Consider the following 21,186-nt stretch of genomic DNA (forward strand, 5'->3'; position numbering starts at 1 on the left):
ATGAATGCGGCGGGGAATTACCCCCGCCGGTAACTTTAGGGAACGGATTTTACTCAGCCGAATGCGGCGTCAAGAGCCGCGTCAAGCGCGCCGTCTACGGCTGCATCGACCCCCATGGCCTCGGCTTCGGTCGGTCCGATATACCCATCCTCGGGAATCGGAACCCAATCGCCGAGGGTCGCGTCCCAATAGTGGCCGTTCTCGATGATAAGTTCGGCGGCAGGCTCGGGCTCGGGAGCCGGCTTGGCCGGAGCCGGTTTGGCCGGAGCCGGGGCCGCCGGGCGAGGCGCAGGCTTGGGGGCCGCAGCCGGGGCCGCCGCCGGCTTGGCCGGAGCCGGTTTGGCCGCAGCCGGGGCCGCCGGGCGAGGCGCAGGCTTGGGGGCCGCAGCCGGAGCAGCAGCCGCCGGGGGAGCCTTCGGCGGGGCTTTCGGGGGAGCCTTCGGGGGAGCCGCCGGAGCGGGGGCCGGAGCAGCCGGGTCATCGCCGCCATCGTCCGCGCCGTAGAACTCGGACGCTTCGGACAGGATATGTTGAACCTTCGGATCGTCACGCATGGCGATCACGATGCCCAGCTCCTCAGCCGTGAGCGAACGCTCCGCGGTGTAGAGCAGCTTCGGATACGCCTGCGACGGGTCGAACCGAAGCACCGTGCGGACCGTGAAATAGGCGTTGCCGGTCGCTTGAACCTTGCGACCGTAGGTCTGCATGTCGCCGAGTGAGGCCGCCGGCACGCGAAGGAGCATGGGGCCGCCATACACTTCATTGGCCGGATCGTCCGCCGGGACGATGGCGAGACGCCAGTTGTCAGAGCACGCTTTGACCTTTTTGCCGTTGTCCGACACGCGGCTTCCGGGCCGGTTCTGCGGGCATGTGGCGCACGCCGGGTTCTGCGGCTGCTCGACGCTCGGATCAGGGCGGATGCCGTCCGGCGAGAAGCACGACGGGGCCTCTTTGTTCCTGTCGTCATACCCGCCGGGGTAATAGGTCTTGGAGCCGTGTTCCGCCGCCTTGACGATGATAACCGGGATGCTGTTCGCCGGGTCGCCGGAGCCGTCGCCACGCTCGATAAGCGTTTCCTCGCCGCCCTGCTTGAACCAGAAATTCTTTCCTCGGATGCCGAGCACGGCATACCCCGAGACGACGTTATGGCCGAGCACGTCCGCGTTGTTCACAAGATGCGCATATTCCGCCGGCAGCGCGCCGAGGTTCTGCGGTACCATAAGTTCGTTTGCCATTTGGTTCTCCTAGTAAACTCATACCCGCTCGGGTAATTACTTGCGCCGAAACCCGACGCGATCGTATTGCTTGAAGTTGACGCCCGGCGGCGGCTCTTGGTATTTGCCTATATGGTCTTCGACCGCCGTAACATTCGCCTTGATGTCGAGTAGATCGAGATTGCTCGACAGCATCACATAGTCCCGGAATACTTCCGCATCGGCGACAGACGCAGAACTCTTCACGCTCTTATACACTGTTGCGGCGGGAAATGAAAGACTTTCCCCGCCTGATTGGTTGAGTTTGTTGAGGAAATAGCTTTCGAGCTTGTCCATTGCATCGTTTACCGGCTTGATGCTCTCTTTGCATTTATCCTCGAACGCTTTCTTCTTGTCGCGAAGCTGGATATACAGCTCGGCGTATTCCGCGTCGGTCCTTGCCATGGTTGCACCTTTAGACGGTTATAGCTTCACGGCTTCGTAATGCGCATCCAGCGCAGCAAGCATCTTGCGAAGCACGCCGCGCATGTCCTGTTTGCCCCAGAATGTTACAGCCGAGCTGTCGTCGTCTCCAGGGCGGTGAATGAACGGGCCTCGCATTTGCACCGGCTCCGTAAGATTTCCGTCTCTGTCATTTCTTCGGCATACACATTAACACGCATGGCGGCGTCTCCCTTTAAACTGCTAACGCTGTGCGATCCCGAAATAGATCGAGCAGCTTGGTTTGCGTCATGTCCCTGTTCTCAAGGTTTTTATACATCCGTCGCTCTGCCGGGCTCGAACACAGATGCAGGATTAGTTGCTTGCGCCTCTGCCCGATGCGACGAATGCGCGCGTTCGCTTGATTGTAGGTCTCCAGAGAAAGCGTCGGCCCATACCAGATGACCGTATCGGCCTCTGTGAGCGTGACGCCATGCGCCATGGCCCCCGGAGCCGCATCGAGCACCTTGTATTTCGAAGTGTTCTGGAAATCGTGGAATATCTGGGTTCTCGTAGCGCTTGGCGTCTCGCCCGTTATCGTCGCGAACTCGATACCCTCGGCGGTAAGTCGCTCTGATATGCCTGCGACAACGTGCTTGAAGTTCGCAAACACAATCACCTTGCCGGATGCTGACGTGATTGCGTCTATGCAGGCGTCAAGCCTTGCGCCACCGTCAAGCTCAACGATTTGGCCTTGTGAGTTGTAGACCCACCCGGCAGAGATTTGGAGCAGCTTGTTGAGCAGCGCGCCTGCGTTAGCAGCCGTCACGTCGCCACTGTCAACCATAGCCGCAGCAGCCTCCGTCATGGCCTTGTAGACGGTCTTCTGCTTCGCGCTCATCGGCACGTCTAAATGCTGCATTACCTGCGCGGGTAACTCTATCACGTCGTCCAGCGAGAACCTCACGCTGGGCTGCATAACGTCCAACGCGCGTTCGAGTGCGTCCGGCTTGTCTTCCCAACGGAACTGCGAGAGCTTCGTTTGCACGGCCTTTTGGAAGTGACCAAAGTATTTAGGGACCGTATGCGGTGTTACGATCTGGCATTGCGCCCATACCGAAATCGGCCCCATGGACGCCGGGCTGCCGGTCATGCCCCAGACCCACGACTTGTTGGCGGCGAACTTTATCATTTCCTTCGTGCGCGCCGCGCGCCCGTTGCGATACACCGCCAGTTCGTCCAGCACGAGAACGTCAATGTCGTCGCGTGCGTTGAGCGCCTCCAAGACGACCTTTACGCCGTCGTGGTTGACTATGGCAACGTCCCAATCTTCGTTTAGACGCTTGAGCCGGCGGCCCTTCGTTCCGTCGAGCACGACGTATTTCAGATGCGGGAGATTGTTGAAAATCTCGCTGGCCCACGTCGCGTAGAGCGTCGAGACGGGCGCAACTATCAAGGCTCTGCGAGCGAAGCCGGTGACCCGCAGGAAGTCGAACGCCCATAACGCAGAAAGGGTCTTGCCGGTCCCCATCCCATTGAGCACGTAGGCGTGCGTGTTCAAGGTGAGGAACGACACGGTTTGACGTTGGACCTCGAACGGCGTCCTAGGCGCATTACCCCAATCATATTGCGACAACACGGGGGCCGGCATGTCAAGGCCGAACCTACGCGCCATGATCGCAGTAGACACGTCATACGGCAGAGCCATATAATCCGTGCCGGCCACGAGCTTGCGCTCATGTTCTGGGAACACAGCCGCCATAGCCCCATGGAAGGGCATGACAACTTTACCAGACGGGGTAACGTGGATGGACATTATATAAGTCCCTTGTTCTTCGCCAGCCACTCCGGCAGGGTTACGATGGCGCGCTTGATGATTACTTCCAACTCGCAGAGCTTCATCATGCGCTTGAACTTTCGCTGATACTCAAGAGGGCAGACGAATACGCGACTATAACCCTTGTGCTTCATAGATATTACCCGCTCGGGTAAGCCGCTCGCAATTGCTCCATGTAAAATTCCAGAGCGCGGATGCAAACGTCTGTATCGTCGATGACGAAAACCTGTGCGCCTGCACGTGTGTAGCGAGCGACACATTGTTTCTGCCGGGCTGTGAGGTCTTTGCCCGGAGCTTTGGTCTCGATGGCGATATAACGCCCTCTGTAGCAAACCGCGAAATCGAGACGGCTCTCGCCAAAGCCGCCGGGAACCGGCATCCATATGTCGGCCTCGGCCTCGTAGGGCTTGAGGGCCTGTTTTACTGCGCGCTTGATCTTGCCTTCGGGAGTCATCATTCGCCTGCGTATTCGGATTGTGGCTGGCACGCCGGAGCTTCAAAGCCGTAACGCGATACGCAGTCGTCGTGAGATTTGAGCCCTGCGATAACATACACGATCAGCAGAGCGACCATCATCCACGCCGGAACACTATAGCCCATGACGCTACCCTTTCGCGAACTCGTCAAAATACTCGACGCCCGAGAGAACATATTGCTTGGCGACCTCGGGCGTTATGACGCGCATCTTGATTTCTGGCATGCCGGACAACACCGCCCGGCTGTATCTATGATACCCGTCGAGTATGAACGCTCCGTTAGGGAGCGCCATGCAGGCGATCGGATGGTCGGCCACGATCTTGCGGGTTATGAGTTCGAGCCTGCTCGGGTTTATGGGCCCTTCCGGCCACTCGTCGGCCAAAGATTTGTCTACGTTAGCGATGCTGCGCTCTGCCGGCACAGCGTTACGAGCTATGTCGTCATTGAGCTTGCTAATGTCGAATATGATTTCGCGCCCGTCGTGTAACGTAAACGCGAACCTCTCTGCGCACATTGAGCGAAACAGTTGGTGCATGTTATTTCCCATGATGTTCGCACGACGCCACCGGGCAATACTTCTTGCAAAGGTGCGACGGTTTGGCGGGGTAGTCGTTTGTTTCCGCTGCGTGCTTCATCTTACCCAACTCGGGTAAGAGCTTCGCCCATAGCAGGGGCATGTCCTGCCGAGTGAAGTCCTCTTCTCCATCGGCGTCCTCTTTCAAGAACACGAAGCGGGTTCTGATTTTCTGGACGTTCGGAAAATTCGCGAACACAACGGCTGCGGCGATCCCGAGTTGCTCCGAGTCGCTCTCGATCCGACCCGTCTTCCAGTCAATGAGCGACGCGACTTGAGTGCTCCCTGCCGGAATGATCTGGAGCACGTCGAGCTTAACGCGCGTCCATGTGTCATTTCCGAACCAAGCGCTCGCTTTAAACTCGGCGGTCATAGCCAGCTCGTGCTCGCAAGACGTTACCGCTCCGGGCATGTCAGTCTTGACCTTTGCCGCCCAGTCCTCGAATTGCTGCATGTCCTCCGGCAGAGGGACGTTCTTGCCGACGCGCGCCGCCATGGCCTCATGAACTGCGTTGCCCCATGTGAGCGCGTCGCTCGTCTCCTGCGGAACGTCTTTGGCAATGTCGCAGTGGTAGTGACGGCGGGGGCATGTCCTGTAATTTTTCAGCTTCGAATAGGACCACGACCACGCCTTGGGCTTACGCTGGCGAACTTGCAACGCCATCATTTACCTCCGGCGGTAAGTAGGTTGATCTGCGCCACGAGCGTATCCGACGGATACATCGTTGCATCGTCTTCGAGCACGAACGCCTCGCCCTCGAAGGTCGCCATGAACAAGTAGACCTTGCTCCGCGACGAATGCACGCCCTTGATGACGGGATGGCGCACGCCGCGCATGTCGTCGGACCACCGCAGGCGCATTATCAGCCGCCCGACAATATCGAGCATTTCGCCCTCGAACCGCCGGCCGGCTCTGCGAACACGTCACGATACTCCGGGCATATATTCGCAGCGACGTGGGATGAGAGGTCAGGAACATCTGGATACGTAAGGCGTCCGCGCGGATTGTTAGGCACGCGTCCGCCCACCGTCAGGCCACCGGACGCCACGTTGTCGCCAGCGCGCAGCATCGCATATCTCAGAGCGTCGGCTCGGTGGTAGCTTAGCGGCATCACGCGGCCTCCTTCTGGAACTCGGCGACGTAGTTCTTGAGCTTGTCTCTGTCCTCCGGCAGCAGAGAGTACCCCACGCCCGACGTGGTAACGGGCGAAACATTGTGGCCGGCGAGCGCCTTGCGGACTTCAAGTATCTTAGACCGGGGCCGAGCCTTAAGGTCGAAGCCCTTGCAAGTTTCCTCGATGACCTCGTGCGTGAGCACCTTCTGCGACATAAGACGATAGAGCAAAACAGCGATAAGCTGCGAGGTCTGAAACGCGATGCGCACGTTGTAGACCTTCTCTGGGTCGAGAGTTTCCATGAATGCCTCCTATTGTGCCCAATATTACCCGTGCCGGTAACATTTGTCAAGGGCTTGTCATAACTTTATTTCGTGAAGGTCTCCGTAGTTCTGCCCTATTTTTACCTCCGCCCCTAGAGGCAAGTCGGGAGCCCACTCGGGGGACTTTGCCATTTCGTCGTAGACGACGCGCGAGAACACGCTTACGAGGTCATCCGGCACGATGTAGATGATTTCGTCGTGCACCTGATGCGCGAGCGATAGGTTCCAACCTGCGGCGCGCTCTATAGCCCTCACGCGAAGCGCGGCTTCCATAACCGCCACACGGTCTAAGTTCTGGACTATGTTCTCAAGCCACTTACCGTCATACAAGATCGTCGGTATGCCGCGGTTGTCGTATTTCCAGCGCCCGTTCTCTCGGCGCAAGTTCTCGTAGTGGATCGGCATACCGTCCGGCGACCACACGCACCTATCATCGAAGATCATAGGGCCGAACATTTCGCCCTTTGACGCGCCAGACGCGAGGCGCGGTATCTCGCGCCCTAGCCAGCGCCACGTCTTCGGGATATTCGGATACTTGCTGCGGTAGAGCGCGACGACTCGCGCCGCCATTTCCAGACTAATTATTATCGGCGTTCCGACCTTTGCAGACTGGACGCGAACTGTGTTCATGAACGTCTCGTCGCCCATTCCGAACCCGAGCGCGAGAAGCGAGATTTTTCCGAGAAGGCGCTTCTCCTTGTCCTTCTTCGTTACGACCTCGCCATAAATGTCAGAGGCAAAGAGCGAATACGGGTCGAGCCCGTCCGCGAACTGCCGGAGCAAATCCCATTGCCCGCAGAGGTAAGCGGTAAGGCGCGCTTCGATCTGCGAAGCGTCGCACGCCACAACCTTACAGCCCTCCGGGGCCTCCAGCGACTCTCGCAGCGATCCGGGTGGAATGTTTTGCTGGTTGAGCTTCCAGTCGCCAGAGAAGCGATGCGTATGCGCCCCGCCATATTTGAGCGCGACAGGCATCCAGCATATGCCGTTCTCGTCACGAGTGGCGCTTGCCACGTCTATGAACCGCTGCGTTCGGCTTTCCTCGATTGTGGATTTGACCTTGAGGCGCGCGGCGATCAGCGCTTGAACGTCGTGGTCGGGATGCTCGGCCAAGTCGGTCATGGCCTTGTCCGTCTTGGCGAACGCATATGTTTGCTTGCCGGTTGACGGGCTTTCCTTCATAGGGAGCTCAACGCCTAGCCGACGCAGCGCAGTGGCAAACAGCTCGTTCGACCCTAGCGTCTTCTGGTCGAGCCCTACCCGGTCAAGGATTGCTTGTTTGTCGGCCTCCAGCTTACCCTTGTGGGTAAACAGCTTCGTTTCGTTTATCTGGAATTGGGGATACGCTGCCATGCGTATCACCATATCGTTTATGAGGAACTCATTCACAGGAAACGCTGGCGCAAGATTCCTGAATATCTCACGACAAATGGCCGTGTCCTGCTTGCCGTAGCTCTGATATGCCTCATATCGGCCAGACGCTTTGATCTGCGCGAGACGCAGGCCGTTCATGTTTACGACTTCATCGCCCTTCTCCAGTCCGAAGTAAGCGCCGACATTCTTGAGCGAGACGCTGCCTCGTGGGAGTTTGTGCGATATCAACGCGCGGCTCATGGACAGCGTATCCGCCAACGCTGCCGGCACGATCCCATAGCGCATAGACAATATCAGTGCGTCGAACAGGGCGTTGTGCGAAATGAACATGAATGGTTCGTTCTTCGATACGAACTCTTCGTTGATAAAATCGCGTAGCTCGTCACCCTCCATCCACACCGGGAAGCTGTCGTCAATGGCGATAGACCATCCGATAGTCTCCCATCTGGCGTCGAGGATGTATTCCGGGGGCGTCAGCTTGCTTAGAGAATATCCAGTCTTCGTGTCGTAGTAGCTCTCGGCGTCTGCAAACAGTTTGCGCATGTTTCCCCAGGCGGTAATGTCAGCGTTTATCGGAAATGCGAATGTCGGTGCTGCCGGCATGGTGACGCATCTTAATTCTGTGCGTGCTCTCATGGTGGCTCGGCAACGAGCCACCATGAGAACCATTTGTTGACCCAATCGAGGATGCGAAACGTCTTCTCTGTCGCTTCGAAGTCTCGCCGAGTAAGCATGTCCGCTCCGCACTTCGGGCATGGATACCCAATGAGGTAACTACCCTAGCCGAGCGAATGCTCCAAGTCGTGGCCGCACTCGTCACAGTGCAGCCTCCCGGCGTCGGTCCTGTCGAAGTGAATTACTTTGCGCACCATGGCTTATGCTCCTATAGGCGATTGCTCGGTTATGAATGGGTTTGAGACGCGCATGTCCAAGGTGGCGATATACACGCCGGCCACCCCATTGCTGGGTTTTTTGATCGGAGTGTCTTTGAGGATCGCGCTTTGTGCGATCATGGTTGCCGCGTCGCGGTCGATTTCGGATATGGTCTTTCCCCATCCGCGTTTGTTGTTCGCGGGTGCGCGCCTTGCACGGTTGAACCGCACAGACAGTCGCTCGATATGGGATAACTCCACGTAGGCGCGGGTTCCTGCCCTTATTGTTGCAAGTTTGGGGGACTCGGGTAGGAGAAGCGATAGAGACGGCATGGCGCTGAGAACTTCTATGGGGTTGTTCGCTCGCTGGGCTACGGCCTCGATAGCGTAGACCCACGACTCGCACAGGACCGCAGTGGCGTTCACGCCTCGCAACCACTCTGCCGCCGCCGGCAAAGAATCCCATAGACGCTGCCGCTCGATAGAGTCGTCTGCGTTAATCATAGCGTATCCCATGGGGACCGCGTATAGCTTGGGGTCGAGTCGTATAGTTGCTATAGCCCCAGCCTGCGTAGTGAAAAATACTGCATGCGGCAGTTCCGTGTTGGGAAACATCCGTCTGGAAAGTTCGACATTTGCTCTATCGGACGACGGGATGACGTAGTTGTATATTTCCTCGCCAGAAAGCTCGGGCATGAGGCGGTGAAAGATCACAAGCGCCCGCTCGTATATCTCTCCTCGCAAGGTTTCGATTTCGTCTCTGTCCGGTATTGAGCTAGGCATTGCTGTTGGCTCCGTCCGTGGCCTCTACCTGCTCGCGGAAGGATTTAGCAGCATGCAATGTGTAAGCTGCTAAATCCTTCCGCGATGTTATGGTGCTCATAATCTCCGTCATCGAACTCTATGACGATGACGCCCCATCGCTTGCCTTACGCATTGGCTTGCACGAGGCATTTGATTGCGCCAGGAACGCCAAGATAATGTTCATGTTTACCTCCAGTGGTAACTTGTCCTCAACCGCGCAAACGGTCGGACGCTTCCCCAGCCTTCCATTCCTTAATGAGCGCTTCGATAAGGTCGAGAACGCACTCCGGCGTGTCTGCCGAGCAGTCCATGAGATTGACGGCCTCCTGCCGCGTATCGGTAGCGGCTGTGTAGCCGTTCTCCTTTGCCGAGTTGAGATTTTCGAACACGGCTTTTTTAAGCTTCGTGTATGTCTCGAAACTCATGTTACCTCCAGTGGTAATGTTATAGCTTTCCGGTGAGCTTCATGCTGCGTTCGTGCCAGTCCCTTGTTCCCTCGTAGACGTTACTAGCGGCTTGCTTGTAGCCATTGATTACTCCGAGGTCGTATCCGCGAAAATACTCTTCGGCGGCTCTTTCTTTGGCTTTGGCTATTGCGTAGTCTTGCGCCATCATGAGCAGGATGGACACAGGCCCGACGAACGCGATAAGGTTGTCCATGTTTACCTCCAGTGGTAATTACTGCCGGGTTTGTAAGGTTTCACGGGTAGCTCACCTTAGCACCTATCACGGTGCAGGATCCGCAACCGCCCGAACCCTACCTTGTAGCGCCTCGGCGTATAGGGCTCTTTGGGATGCGCCCTATACGCCTCACGCTCGCCCGCTGCCCGGCTCCGGCTGCGGGTGGATGATCCGGTTGCGGTCCTAGCTCTGCATGTCGATGTTGACGACTTCGCCGAACGGGTATGTAGATGCAGCGTAGATGCTGCCCCACACCACGGGATAGTCCGGGGGCGCGTCGGGGAATGACCCGAGACCGTCGGTGAGGTAGAGTAGAGTCTCCGGCTCCTCGCCGCTCTCATAGATATGCTCGAACACGGGCTCGAACGCAGTCCCACCGCCGCCGGCAGCGCCGAGCGCGCGCACCCATTCCAAGTCTTGCACGTCGTCAACCTCGTCTACGCGATGCACCTTGGCGTCACACCATATGAGCCTCACGCGCTGCGGGCGAACGTCTTCGAGGATGCTGCGGACTTCCGCAAGGAACTGGTCCACCATGGGGCCAGTGACCGACCCGGACGTATCAATGGCAATGTCAATCAACCCGCAGCCGAACCCGATCTTGCCGGGCGCTCCAATCCCGCGCACGATCAAACGGCGGTCCAGCTTCTTCCACGAGCGCGTATCGTTGCCGACGCGCCGGGTAATCATGGCGCGCAAGTGTTCCTGCCATGACACTTTCGGTTCGAGCTGTTCGGCGAAGAGACGTTTGAGCGCCTCGGGCAACTTCCCCTGCGCTTGAGCCGAGGCCATGGCTCCGGCAACGGCGTTCTTCCACTCCTGCTCGCTGCGGTCGCTCTGAGCCTGTGACGGCGCGCCGCCATCGCCCGTGCCGGGGTCGCAGTGGTTGTCCGTGCCGGGGCCTGCTTGGCTGCCATTATCCCCACCGCCACCGCCACCGCCGTTCTCCTGCTTCTCGCGCTTCTCATAGAGGCGCTCATAGACCTCAAACACGCTGTCGGTTCCCTTGGCGATGTTCGGATCATAGAACCAGTTATCGGGTATCTTGCCGATGTTGCTTTCGGCCAGCAGCGCATTGACAACATAGTCAATGCTCTCGGCGTATATCTGTTCGTCGTAGTCAATCCGATTACCGCTCGGGGTAACAATGACGCCGCGCGTCTTGAGCGCGTTCTGCATACCGCAGTGGTCGAACATGGCGTGCGCAATCTCGTGCGCCACCGCAGCCACTCGATTATGTATGTTCCATTCCTTGGAGAAGAACCCTTCGGGGTTGATGAACAGATGCTTGCCGTCCGTCCCGCATCGCTCGACTTCATCCGTGAAGTATGCAGAGTCCGGGTCGTTATCCGCCATCATGGAATAGAAGATGCTGGCGAACGCAGGGGCGCTCCACATAAGCGCCGTGCGAGTCTGCGTCCAGAGCTTATGTTGCTCGGCGTTGAGTTCGAGCCGCGTCGGCGTCTTCCTCGCGCCGGCATGGGAGATTTTGTTCAAGGTTTGGGCCAGCTCTTGGCCAGTCATTTCACGATCGTATAGAGCTTCGCTATCCATGATCTTATTCCTAGCTTGCCTGTTATTGTCGCCGTCACCGTGACCCAGCCCGGTCGTCCCCTTAGTCGAAAGGGTTGAGCGTCACCGTGTCGGTGTAGCCATCGTCGCACGTCACCGCCATCTGTGGGGCGCGCTTATCGCCCTGCATAATCATGCTGGCTTGGGCGAATATGAGCTGCGCCGCCTGCTTGATCGCGTCATTCATGAGCGACTTGGTTGCATCGTCCAGTTCGTTCATGTCCACTTTCAAGGAAATCTGATACTCGAAACGCATGTCCGTTTCCATCCTGTTGCTGTAGTGGTTGAAAGCTCGCTTGAGCCTAATAATCCTCGTCATCAGCGTGCATTTTATGTATGCACGGCCATGAGGTAGATGGCCTCCGGGGCAGCCCCGGAGACTCTTCGCCGCAGAGTAGAGACTAGCCACGGAACGACGAGGCGATGGTGACGAGCTGCGCATTGGAGCGCGTCCAGTTTACCACTTCGGGTAACAGGATCGTCCGCGGATGACGGGCGCAGGCCATCTTGAAGAAACTCACGGCAAATTCCTGCGCGAACTCTTTGCGCTTCATGTATGTGATGACCGAGCCGGCGCGCTCAGGCGTGAAGTAGTTCGCCAGCTTGTAGACGAGAAGCATCTGCGCATCGGCCTTCTTGGGAATGCGCGTGCTGCCGGGGTCCGCCACAATCTCGTCAATGCTCGGAAGCTCGATGCCGATCTTGACCATGGCAATGAACTGCATTGCCGCAGCCTCGCCGATCAGGCCAGAGATTTCCGTCTGCGCCACGGGGTCCATAGGAAGCGGGCCGTCGCCGGCGATAGTGCGAAGGTAGTTGTCGCCCAGCTCCATCGAGCGCGGCGTGAGCCACGGGCCTTGAACCTTCGGCACGCTGCCCTCGAACATCATACCCGCGTTCTCTTCTGCGAAGCGGATAGACTCGGGTGACATATCGTGACGGTGTGCCCACTCGACCCACGACTCCAGGTCCATGCCGACCCTGATGCGCATACGGCGGTTGATAAGGTGGTCCAGTTCCTTCGTCGCGCCCGACCGATCCTCCGCACGGTTGCCGGCAGACCAGACGAGCCAGCCGTCCGACAGAGTGTGGGAGGCGAAGCGACGGGACAGCGCAGCCTCGCCGAGAATTTTCTTGGCGTCGAGCGGGAGCTTGTCCGCCTCGTCAATGAACAGGATGCCGCCGGAGAAGTCCCGCATGTGGCGGCCGTCCTTCGTCCGCATCCAGTAGGGTTCGGTGAACTCCGAGCTTGGTTTCGCGCCGTCCTTACCCGGCGTGGGGATCAAGTATCCCGTGGCGTCCGTTTCGGACGTGCCCGCGCCGTTGAGCGTGATTATCCCGAACTCGCACTCGGGCGCATAGTGCGGCGCGAGAAGCTGCGGGACTGTCTCCATGATCGAGGTTTTGCCGCCGCCGGGCGGTCCTTCCAGATGAATGCTCAAGCCGGCCTTGTAGTAACCGGGAATGCGGGAAGCGATCTGTTTGAGAGTGAGCGTCATGATGTCTGTCCTTGTGGGTTTAGGGTTGTGGGTTGTGGGTTGTGGGTTGTGGGTTGTGGGTTGTGGGTTGTGGGTTGTGGGTTGTGGGTTGTGGGTTGTGGGTTGTGGGTTGTGGGTTGTGGGTTGTGGGTTGTGGGTTGTGGGTTGTGGGTTGTGGGTTGTGGTGCTACCTCTGCGAGTAAGCTACCCGCAGAGGTAATCGCACTAGTCTTCGTGAGAGACGGTCTCGGTGCGCTTGCGCGACTTGATGGCGAGTTCAGAAGCCTAATCCTCGATATGGCGCTTCACTTCGCATAGGGTGTAAAAGTGGCGACCCGCTATTACGAGGTGCACTGTATCTTCGCTAGTGTTGCCATCAAGGCCGGTGTAGGGCTTCCACGGCAGCGCGTCGAGTGCCCAGTCCGTTTGTTCGCGCATGCTTACCTCCTCGTGTAATAGTCCCCGAAGAGCAATAGCTGGCCGATGGTTCGTTCGTTGAACAGGCCATGACCGACTAGGTAAGGGGTTGTCACTTCCGGCCAGTAGACCGTGCCCATTTCCTTCCACGATATGGCTGAGCATAGCGTGCCCCACGCCGCGACCATTTCATCCCGCGTCGCCATTCCGTGCAGGAAGCGTTCCGCCACATTCACAGCTTGAACGACTCTCCAGTCCTGAGAGTTTTCCGCTTGTCTCTTGGCTGACGAAAGAAATACGTTGTCCGTTTGCTTCATGGCGATACCTCCTCGGGTAATCATGATTTCAGATAGCGAACGAGTTCGCGCGTTGGCGGCGGAAGATCGCGCGACACAACATAGCGCCGCATATCGTCCATGGTAATATCGTCCGTGGCGCGCTCCAGACGCGACCTATGATGAGGCGTCGCGTCCAGATACACCGCCCGAACAATCTCGGTTACGTTCGTCTCCGGGTCGTGCCGGCAGGCCAGTTCGCGTCCGTGATAGGTGCCCAGCGCCTCTACAAACCGAAGAATGCGCGCCGGAGCTTTCTCATATGGCGCTGCCAGCGCGGGGGATTTCCCGACGCTTCGGGTATGACCTTTGGCACTTTCTTCTCGCATTGTTTCTTTCCTAGTTTGCTGCGGGAGTCGTTCCCTGCGTCCGCACGTTCCAGCGCAGCAAGCACCATCAGGCCGAACGCAGCATGGTGAAGATGATGCAGCCCGCTGCCCGGTTCCTCTGGCGTGCCGATATCGTAGCTCTCGCCCATCCAGAATTGAAGCATGTGACGCTGCGACGCTGCGAACACGCGCCCCCACGTCATGCCCTCTTCCCAGTTGCGATCGCCATACTTAAGGCGACCATATTCGAGAACGTCGCCGAGCCCCTTGATGAACTCCGGGTCGATCAAATCAATAGCGGACTTGCCTAGATCAAACTTTTTTCCGCCCTCTATTGCCCGTTCTTTGCTTGCTTGAGACATTTGGCCTGTCCGTTGTAGTATCGTTACCCGGCAAGGGTAATGTATTAATGGAACAAACACTTGATAACGCAGCAACAAACGTATGTCAACCGATATATTTTCGTGCTAGTAAACTATTCAGTATGTATTATAACGCATCCTTTACCAATGCCTTATTTGTAGCTGTCCCTTCTCCTTGGCTTCGAACAGCAACGCTTGTATCTGCAGAACGTCATCTATGTTGTTCGAGCTTAAATCATCATAGGAAAGCCGAAACGCACGCGTGCCCTCGTAGATTGTTACGTTCTTCCCGAGCACCACTGCCCGGACGTAGCGTCTCCATCGGCTGTCGGCTGACACGTCCTTCCATGGCAGGGCGCTCAACTCTGCCGGCGCATCGTCTGGGTGCGATAGCCCTCTATTGTGCCAGCGTTCTCGCTCTTTCGTTTTGTCCATGTTTACCCCTCTGGGTAACGCTAGGGTTCAAGCTTGATCGCGCCGCGCTCCGCAGCTTCGAACAGGCGCGCTTGGATTTCGAGGACTGCGTTATCATGGTAGCGAAGGTCTCTGTCGTTGCTTGGCCCTCTCAATATCATCGCCCCGCCATATGTCCGTGGTCGTGTATCCTGCGTAACAATGCCCAGACCTCGCCATCTATTATAAGCTACACCCTGCTAGTGTCTGTGTTCGGGCGGGTTGATTGTTCCCACGGCAGCGCGTCGAGCGACCAGTCCGTTTGCGTCATGGGATTACCTCTCCGGGTAATGCTCGGGGTCTAGCTTGATCGCGCCGCGCTCCGCAGCTTCGAACAGGCGTGCTTGGATTTCGAGCGGGTCTCGTATTGACTCAACCGCCCTTGAAGCCGCCCTTGAAGCCGACCTTGAAGCCGCCCTTAAAGGCGGTCGCGGCTGACGTGTGTATTTGTTGAACAAATACGTTCCGTTGTGGCCCCGCCACAAGACGATGAAGAACTCATCCTCCACCATATAGACGCGCGCGTCCCACGTAGAAGAATAGAAGTAATTTAGCTCGATCCAAGGCAGCGCTTCGAGCGACCAGTCCGTTTGCGTCATGGGATTACCTCTCCGGGTATTGCCCGCACATCCAAATCAGAAATCCCGAGAGTGCGCAAGCCCTGCGCAAGCTCTTTCTCCTTCCGGCCAAGCCGCGCCTCGCGTTCCGAGGTTATCTTGTTAAGATTGTCCTCGCGCGTCGCAAGCTGCCGCTGCCATTCGTCCAGCGCGTCGAACCTATGCACAAGATGCGCCCGCAGATGCGACATTATCGCAATCACGTCGTCACGCGCATCCACCGGCAGGGAGGCCATGTCTGCGTTGCGCAGCGCCTCTGCAAGATCGCGGTATGTGGGCGTGATAGGTGAGCTAGTCTCGCTGGCGCGAGCGCCCTTGTTGAATGGCGTGTTCGTGCTCATGCTCGTTTCCTCTCGCTCTCTCGCTCTTTCGCTTGGCCTCGGATACACTCTCGATGGCGCGCTTGACTGATGCGCGCAGCTCCCTGTCGTTCAAGGGCTTGCCGTTGCCCAAGGCGTCCCTCGCCACGTCTAGCGCTATGTTGTAAACGTCGCTCTTGAACCCCAGAGTCCGGCACAGCTCGGGAACCTTGCGCAAGTTCTCAACCCCGTCCGTCCCTTGCTGTTCGCCGAGAAGTAGGAACCGCCTGAACTTTGACGTTTGCACGGACGATGGCGGTTCCTTTACGCGCGGCTCATTGTTCCCAGCGCGGCGACCGTTCCAGAACCTATGCAGCAACTCGCCCGCGTCTTCCGATAGCGCGAAGCCATTCGCTGCGGCCTCCGCGCACATGAGCGCAACCATATACATAGGCTGCTTTATTTTCCCGACTTCAACCCCGAACTCATCAACAAGCTCGGCGAAGTCTCGCTTAGGTGACTTGGCCATATCTCTTGCTCCATGACTTTGCAGGGTAATATTGATATCCTGAAAATATACTAACGCAATACGCTACCTCGCATGGTAACATATTGCAATGATTGGAGCATTACCCGACAGGGTAATGCAGGGCTATTAGCAAATCCCTGAACTGTCTCGGCGTCATGCGCGGCGTTGTGAGTTGTGGCGTTGTGGGTTGTGGCGTTGTGGGTTGTGGCGCTGCGAACAGGGCGAGTTCAACCGACGCGATGCACAAACCTTTCAATCCTTCCGGCGAGGGTGTTTGGCTCATGGTTAACGTACTGCCGGCAGGACGCGCCTCGCTCGATCGTGTTGGGAGTTTCAGAGACGGGTCCATAAACTACCTCCAGAGGTAATCTGCGATCCTGCGCTATCCTGTCCCATATGTCAGCGTTGAGTGCGGCATGTTCGAGTGTCGGGAAAGTTCCAGAGACTATGCGACCGTTGGACGTTTGCCACTGGAAAGAGCGCGCCTCGCCAGCGACGCTCTTGAACCGTATGCCGCGCTCTAAAAGCCTCTGGATGCGCATTGCGTGGGCAGGATGTGAGGTCATTTGACGTTCCTACGTTGCGCGTGATAGCTGCGCATGAAAATGGCCGGCACGCTGGGAGTCGTGCCGGCCTCAACCTCAAAGGGTGGGCTCATTACCCGTTGAGGTAACTCACTTCTTTTTGACGAGCAACGCTGCGAGCGTCGCGCCGTTGGAGTTGGAAGCGTTGTCGCCAAGTTTCTTGGCGGCCTCGGGGTCGACCTTGGCGAGTCGCAGGGCCAAGAGCTTGATGGCTTGATCCAGTTCCGGCGAGGGATACCCCGGCTTGGCCGGCGCATTGTCCGTCGCATCCTTGCCCTTGGACATTTTGCTCATGCTCGCAATGAGCGCGGTAAGCTGTTCCGCTTCACCCTTGGGCGCGGGCGCCTCCCTGTCCTCGCCGAGTGCAATCCCGGCGATGTCGTCATCCGATAGAAGATCGCAGGCGTTCGCCCCCTGTCTCACTTTCTCGAACGCTTCGAGTTGGCGACGCGCCACTTCCACGAGGAAGTCGAACGCCTTGCTCTTGAGACGCTTGCGCGTGTCCTCTTGCACGGCGAGACCGCGACGAACCTCCTCGGCGCGCGCCAGCATGTCGCTCACGCGCTCGGGTTCGCCCGAAGTGGGGTTGAGAGTATCGCTGCCGCCGGCAGCGCGCCCCAGCTTGACGAACGTGCGCAGCTTGCTTTCTTGAACTGCGACGCTCGCGCCGGGTTCGTAGCTGGTATTGTTCGCCTTGGCCAGCGACACGCTGTAACGGTGAAACACCGTCTTCACGTCGCCTTCCGCCACGAGCTTGTCCTCGGCGGCGAGGCAAACGCGCCGTGCGAAAGCCGTGCGGGACTTGAGCCCCGTCACTTCCTCTTTCGCGAAGCGATCCACGTCATCCATGAACTTGTTGCCGGCCTTGATACTCTCCGCGTCGGGCAACCCGAACGGATTTTTGTCGCTTCCTGCGGCGGGAAGCTTGGCAGCGGGCGCGGGTTTCGTCGGCGCGGGGTTGCTCGCGGGTTTCGTCGGCGCGGCGGGCTTGTTGGGAACCGGGGTCGGCGTGGCGGGCTTGTTGGGAACCGGGGTCGGCGTGGCGGGCTTGTTGGGAACCGGGGTCGGCGTGGCGGGTTTCGCAGCGACCGGCGGGTTGCTCGCGGGTTTCGCCGGAGCGAACGGCGGGTTGCTCGCGGGTTTCGCCGGAGCGAACGGCGTGGGCGTGGTCGTTCCAGCCTGCGGCGGATTGGCAGAGGTTGAGGGAGTGGGAGTGGGAGTGGGAGTGGGAGTGGGAGTGGGAGTGGGAGTGGCGGTCGCGGTGTTGGTTGTCATGTTTGAAGCTCCTACCTTTGCGCCAAGCTGTTAATGGCGCGTCGTTTGCGTTGCGTGATAGCTGATGCGTGCGGTATCCAGTTACCTCGCGCAGTAACCAATGCCGGGACATTAAGCCGGCGGAGATAGTGTGTCAACTTCGCTCGTGAGCGAAGGAGAATAGCTTACAAAGCTGATAGATTATATCAACTACTTGCGGCGCATGATGCGCGCCGCGGGTCGCTTAGTCCAGAGACGACAATCCCTCAAGGTTTCGTCACGGTATCTATGGAAGCCGTCCGTGACGCTGCGGGCCTCCGGCATGAGTTCCACGCTGAATAGGCGTATGTCGCCTGTACGGGCCGTTTCCGGCGCGCTGGTCACTGCATATTCAATGGCGTCTCCCGACGGATCGCGCTCCATATCAATGACGCGCGGCCCGTGGTTTCTTCCGCCTTGAGCTTCACAGATACGAGGCTCAAGCATCCATGATGACGGACGCGCCGGCAGGGGGCGTTTCGTGTTCGACAAACTGATAGAGCTTCATGATCTCGCCTCATGTTGTATGTGAGTCTTAGTGAGTTGCGTTCAACTCGGCGCATGGCTGGACGCAGCCATCTGCAAAGGTGAACATATAAACTCGCGAGTGGTTATAGCGTAGCGGCGTCGATTTGGTTGAAACCGCGGCATGTAAGATAGCATGTGATTGACGTTTAAACCGGCAGAGGGAGCTTAATTCGGGGCCTAGTGGGGCTAATTCATACTGATATTAAAGAGGTCGATTTCGGATATGTTCTGCGAGACGTTTTAAATCAATGCGTTACGAATAAATCCGAATTAAATCGGCAGGACAACTGTGTGTATAAGGGCGATTTAACCGTTAATTCGGGGCGTGCAACAATGTGACAATCGTGTGCGCGCTTACCGTAAGTGTTTGAACTTAAACCGTTTCACGTTTTGAGTTTTCTGTAAAAGGCGGAGCGCGAAAATGTAAACAACCCATATGGTGACGTGTAAGGTTGAGTGAGACCGGCAGAGAGTTGATGCGTCTCGCACGTCATACGATTGAAGCTTGTCACGTTGAAGTTTATGTGGCCGAGCCTCATATTATAAACCGGCAGTGCAATTCCCCTATAGGGGGGTTTGTGTTTTTTTTGATTTAGTTTTAATGAGAATAGAATAGAAGCTACAGCAAAATCAATCACTTGCCGGCCCAAATAAATCCGATACGAGACTGGATTTATTTATTACCGTCTTTAACACGTTGTAAACGCACGATATTTTTTCCGTGACATACGTTTGTACGCTGATTAAATAGACGCGATCAGCGCAAAAACGCTCTGATTTAAGTTACCTCAAGTTACCTCAAGTTACCCAGAGTTACCTCAAAATACAACCGCACAACCGCGCGACCGTAGCAAAAACCCCCCAAGATGGTTGCATACAACCATGTCGGGGGATTTTTTAGCAAAAACTGTATGAGATTGCTCTAGCCCTTGGGCCGCCCTCCGGTGCTGCGTCGAGACCTAGTGACCTCGTGCGTGGGTCTCGTCTTGCCGGATTAAGGGACGCTGCGTATAAGTCCTCTTGCGTCCAGAGCGCCCGTCACGCGGGGCCAGCTATTCACGTAAGGCGTAAACCGCGCCTATGTCGGGCCGGTGAGCGTTTCACCGGCAAAACTCGGATGATGCTACATTTCCGGGTAACTCGGGATAGTCGTCACCCTCACAATTCGGGTTCATAGACTTCCACCGTGCAACCTTGAGACGCTTTCACCCTCGGGACCGAAGCCACGGCAACCCGACAAGCTGTCTGGCTGCAACCTACGGACCGGGAAAGCCGACCCGAGGCCCTTTCGCACGCCTAGGGGAAACCGCGTCGCGTCGTGGGCGCGTGCGCGTTTCTCGTGCGGGCGTGCGAGCTTGTGGCCGCGCCACCGGGTATTGGACAGGCCGGGGGGTGGGGGTGTGTGGGCGTTTGGGTGCCCAAATACCACATGCCAACTTTCAACTTTTCAACTTGACATTGCTAATATGCGATGTTACACGATTTTATACTTTTACCGTGGAGGGTAACTTGGCGAACATAGAATGCAACTTACGCACGGCAGAAATTCCAAGCGCCCCAGGCATCTACCGGATAACTCACACAACAGGACTCGTGTATTTCGCAGAGACCAACAACCTAAACGCAGAGTTTCTCCGCTGCCGGAACAGATCGTATGGCGCAGGATCGCCAGTGCTGTACAAACCGGAACTGCCGAATGACGGATGGCGGTTCGAGGTCATGCGGGTGCTACAGCCCGGAGAGGATAGAGAGCTTCTCTCACAGGCAATGGAGAAGGCGTATCCGATTTACCAGTCCGCGCTCGGCCCCAAGCTTATAAACGTCGGACCCCGAAACCTAACACAATATGACACGCCATACGTGCCGCGGAAGAATCAGCAAACGATGCTCACATATGATGGGGTTCCGATTTCATACGGCGAGGCGGCTGCGATCATGGGGTTGAGCCTCGGCTATCTGACATCGAGGGTTAGCGCCCTTCGAAATGACAAGCTATGGTCTGAGGCTAAGATCGAGCTTTGCGCTTTGCTGGAACATATCCCGAGCGCGTCACTGCCGGGTGAGAAGTCTAAAAACCAGAGGCTAAAGGAAGAACGTGAGTCGCGAGAGCAAAAGGAAGCAGAGTTGAAGTTCGCGGCGAAACAAGACAGCGGCGCTTATGGTAGGTCGCGAGTTACCTACGAGGGTAAGTCCGTTAGCGTTCATGTCGCGGCTGAAATGCTTAGGGTCTCAAAGGCGTCGGTGTATTTGTGCATAAGAGAGCTGCGCAGCAGCGGCAAGGTCGAGAACATTGACGTTAGCGAGTTGGCGCGCGAAATAAAAAGCGCACGTCCGGCTAGCGCCATAGACCGAATTTACTCGGGGAAGCCTCTGCCGGATGAGCCACCGCCGCGCGCGACGCCAAGCCACGGGGCCATTGGGCAGAAGCTAACATACGACACGCTTCCGCCGATCACGTTCAAGGGGCATCCTCTTACGCTGGCGAGAGTATGCTGGATGACGGGACTACAGGCTGCTTCGGTCAGGCGAGCAATCGAGAAACGGCTTGAGGCGGGAAAGCTCAAAGAGGGAAAGGCGCTAACGGTACAAGAGCTGGTTGAGGACGTGCGATACTGCCACACGGCGCACGTCATCGAGAAAAAGTTCGCGGACTTCGACCCGACGCAGGATCAAGGGGTGGCATCGTGAGCAGGCGCGAC

General features: G+C 57.5%; 23 protein-coding genes. 1 reads left to right on the forward strand and 22 read right to left on the reverse strand.

Annotated elements, in window-relative coordinates:
• Window positions 1-53 precede the first annotated feature (53 nt).
• The 22 genes from H2LOC_RS21575 to H2LOC_RS21935 all read right to left on the reverse strand — a co-directional run bounded on the left by H2LOC_RS21575 (window position 54) and on the right by H2LOC_RS21935 (window position 17,941).
• Window positions 54-1,235, reverse strand: coding sequence for a hypothetical protein (locus H2LOC_RS21575; protein WP_202620453.1), 1,182 nt, complete (start codon window positions 1,233-1,235; stop codon window positions 54-56).
• Between the two features lie 36 nt (window positions 1,236-1,271).
• Window positions 1,272-1,658, reverse strand: a complete 387-nt coding sequence (locus H2LOC_RS10770) for a hypothetical protein (protein WP_136496394.1) — start codon at window positions 1,656-1,658, stop codon at window positions 1,272-1,274.
• An 18-nt stretch (window positions 1,659-1,676) separates the two neighbouring features.
• Complete coding sequence (locus H2LOC_RS10775) at window positions 1,677-1,814, reverse strand: hypothetical protein (protein WP_154331627.1); 138 nt, start codon at window positions 1,812-1,814, stop codon at window positions 1,677-1,679.
• Between the two features lie 76 nt (window positions 1,815-1,890).
• On the reverse strand, window positions 1,891-3,450 hold the full coding sequence (locus H2LOC_RS10780; RefSeq protein WP_136496395.1) for an SNF2-related protein: 1,560 nt from the start codon (window positions 3,448-3,450) through the stop codon (window positions 1,891-1,893).
• A 160-nt stretch (window positions 3,451-3,610) separates the two neighbouring features.
• Entirely contained in the window at window positions 3,611-3,928 is a 318-nt protein-coding gene (locus tag H2LOC_RS10785; RefSeq protein WP_136496396.1) for a hypothetical protein, read from the reverse strand.
• 147 nt (window positions 3,929-4,075) lie between these two features.
• Entirely contained in the window at window positions 4,076-4,483 is a 408-nt protein-coding gene (locus H2LOC_RS10790) for a hypothetical protein (RefSeq protein WP_136496397.1), read from the reverse strand.
• Window position 4,484: 1 nt separating this feature from the next.
• Window positions 4,485-5,189, reverse strand: a complete 705-nt coding sequence (locus H2LOC_RS10795; protein WP_136496398.1) for a PD-(D/E)XK nuclease family protein — start codon at window positions 5,187-5,189, stop codon at window positions 4,485-4,487.
• A complete protein-coding gene (locus H2LOC_RS10800; protein WP_136496399.1) occupies window positions 5,186-5,410 on the reverse strand; it encodes a hypothetical protein in 225 nt (74 codons plus the stop codon). Before H2LOC_RS10800 ends, H2LOC_RS10795 begins: the two co-directional genes overlap by 4 nt.
• Before the next feature lie 223 nt (window positions 5,411-5,633).
• The gene (locus H2LOC_RS10805; protein WP_136496400.1) at window positions 5,634-5,939 is read right to left on the reverse strand and encodes a hypothetical protein; all 306 of its coding nucleotides are present in this window, start codon (window positions 5,937-5,939) and stop codon (window positions 5,634-5,636) included.
• Window positions 5,940-5,996: 57 nt separating this feature from the next.
• Entirely contained in the window at window positions 5,997-7,937 is a 1,941-nt protein-coding gene (locus H2LOC_RS10810) for a DNA polymerase (protein WP_162009747.1), read from the reverse strand.
• A gap of 272 nt (window positions 7,938-8,209) precedes the next feature.
• A complete protein-coding gene (locus H2LOC_RS10815) occupies window positions 8,210-8,989 on the reverse strand; it encodes a hypothetical protein (RefSeq protein WP_136496402.1) in 780 nt (259 codons plus the stop codon).
• Between the two features lie 230 nt (window positions 8,990-9,219).
• Window positions 9,220-9,435: a hypothetical protein gene (locus H2LOC_RS10820; protein ID WP_136496403.1), complete on the reverse strand. Its 216-nt coding sequence runs from the start codon at window positions 9,433-9,435 to the stop codon at window positions 9,220-9,222.
• A gap of 19 nt (window positions 9,436-9,454) precedes the next feature.
• A complete protein-coding gene (locus tag H2LOC_RS10825) occupies window positions 9,455-9,670 on the reverse strand; it encodes a hypothetical protein (RefSeq protein WP_136496404.1) in 216 nt (71 codons plus the stop codon).
• 204 nt (window positions 9,671-9,874) lie between these two features.
• Window positions 9,875-11,245 (reverse strand): vWA domain-containing protein, encoded by a 1,371-nt coding sequence (locus tag H2LOC_RS10830; protein ID WP_136496405.1) that lies wholly within the window; start codon window positions 11,243-11,245, stop codon window positions 9,875-9,877.
• Window positions 11,246-11,306: 61 nt separating this feature from the next.
• The gene (locus H2LOC_RS10835; RefSeq protein ID WP_136496406.1) at window positions 11,307-11,519 is read right to left on the reverse strand and encodes a hypothetical protein; all 213 of its coding nucleotides are present in this window, start codon (window positions 11,517-11,519) and stop codon (window positions 11,307-11,309) included.
• A 145-nt stretch (window positions 11,520-11,664) separates the two neighbouring features.
• Window positions 11,665-12,762, reverse strand: coding sequence for a P-loop NTPase family protein (locus tag H2LOC_RS10840; RefSeq protein WP_136496407.1), 1,098 nt, complete (start codon window positions 12,760-12,762; stop codon window positions 11,665-11,667).
• A 419-nt stretch (window positions 12,763-13,181) separates the two neighbouring features.
• Window positions 13,182-13,475 carry a hypothetical protein gene (locus tag H2LOC_RS10845; RefSeq protein WP_136496408.1) on the reverse strand — a complete coding sequence of 98 codons (294 nt, stop codon included), beginning with the start codon at window positions 13,473-13,475 and terminating at the stop codon, window positions 13,182-13,184.
• A 244-nt stretch (window positions 13,476-13,719) separates the two neighbouring features.
• A complete protein-coding gene (locus tag H2LOC_RS10850; protein WP_136496409.1) occupies window positions 13,720-14,184 on the reverse strand; it encodes a dATP/dGTP diphosphohydrolase domain-containing protein in 465 nt (154 codons plus the stop codon).
• Window positions 14,185-14,912: 728 nt separating this feature from the next.
• On the reverse strand, window positions 14,913-15,236 hold the full coding sequence (locus H2LOC_RS10855; protein WP_136496410.1) for a hypothetical protein: 324 nt from the start codon (window positions 15,234-15,236) through the stop codon (window positions 14,913-14,915).
• Window positions 15,233-15,595, reverse strand: coding sequence for a hypothetical protein (locus H2LOC_RS10860; RefSeq protein ID WP_136496411.1), 363 nt, complete (start codon window positions 15,593-15,595; stop codon window positions 15,233-15,235). The genes H2LOC_RS10855 and H2LOC_RS10860 overlap by 4 nt, the downstream gene beginning before the upstream one ends.
• A complete protein-coding gene (locus H2LOC_RS10865) occupies window positions 15,546-16,082 on the reverse strand; it encodes a hypothetical protein (protein ID WP_136496412.1) in 537 nt (178 codons plus the stop codon). The genes H2LOC_RS10860 and H2LOC_RS10865 overlap by 50 nt, the downstream gene beginning before the upstream one ends.
• A gap of 674 nt (window positions 16,083-16,756) precedes the next feature.
• Complete coding sequence (locus H2LOC_RS21935; RefSeq protein WP_154331628.1) at window positions 16,757-17,941, reverse strand: hypothetical protein; 1,185 nt, start codon at window positions 17,939-17,941, stop codon at window positions 16,757-16,759.
• Window positions 17,942-19,996: 2,055 nt separating this feature from the next.
• Between H2LOC_RS21935 and H2LOC_RS10875 the strand changes: the two genes are divergently transcribed.
• Window positions 19,997-21,175 carry a hypothetical protein gene (locus H2LOC_RS10875; protein WP_136496414.1) on the forward strand — a complete coding sequence of 393 codons (1,179 nt, stop codon included), beginning with the start codon at window positions 19,997-19,999 and terminating at the stop codon, window positions 21,173-21,175.
• Window positions 21,176-21,186 lie beyond the last annotated feature (11 nt).

The sequence above is a fragment of the Methylocystis heyeri genome, assembly GCF_004802635.2.
In the GTDB taxonomy this organism is placed as follows: domain Bacteria; phylum Pseudomonadota; class Alphaproteobacteria; order Rhizobiales; family Beijerinckiaceae; genus Methylocystis; species Methylocystis heyeri.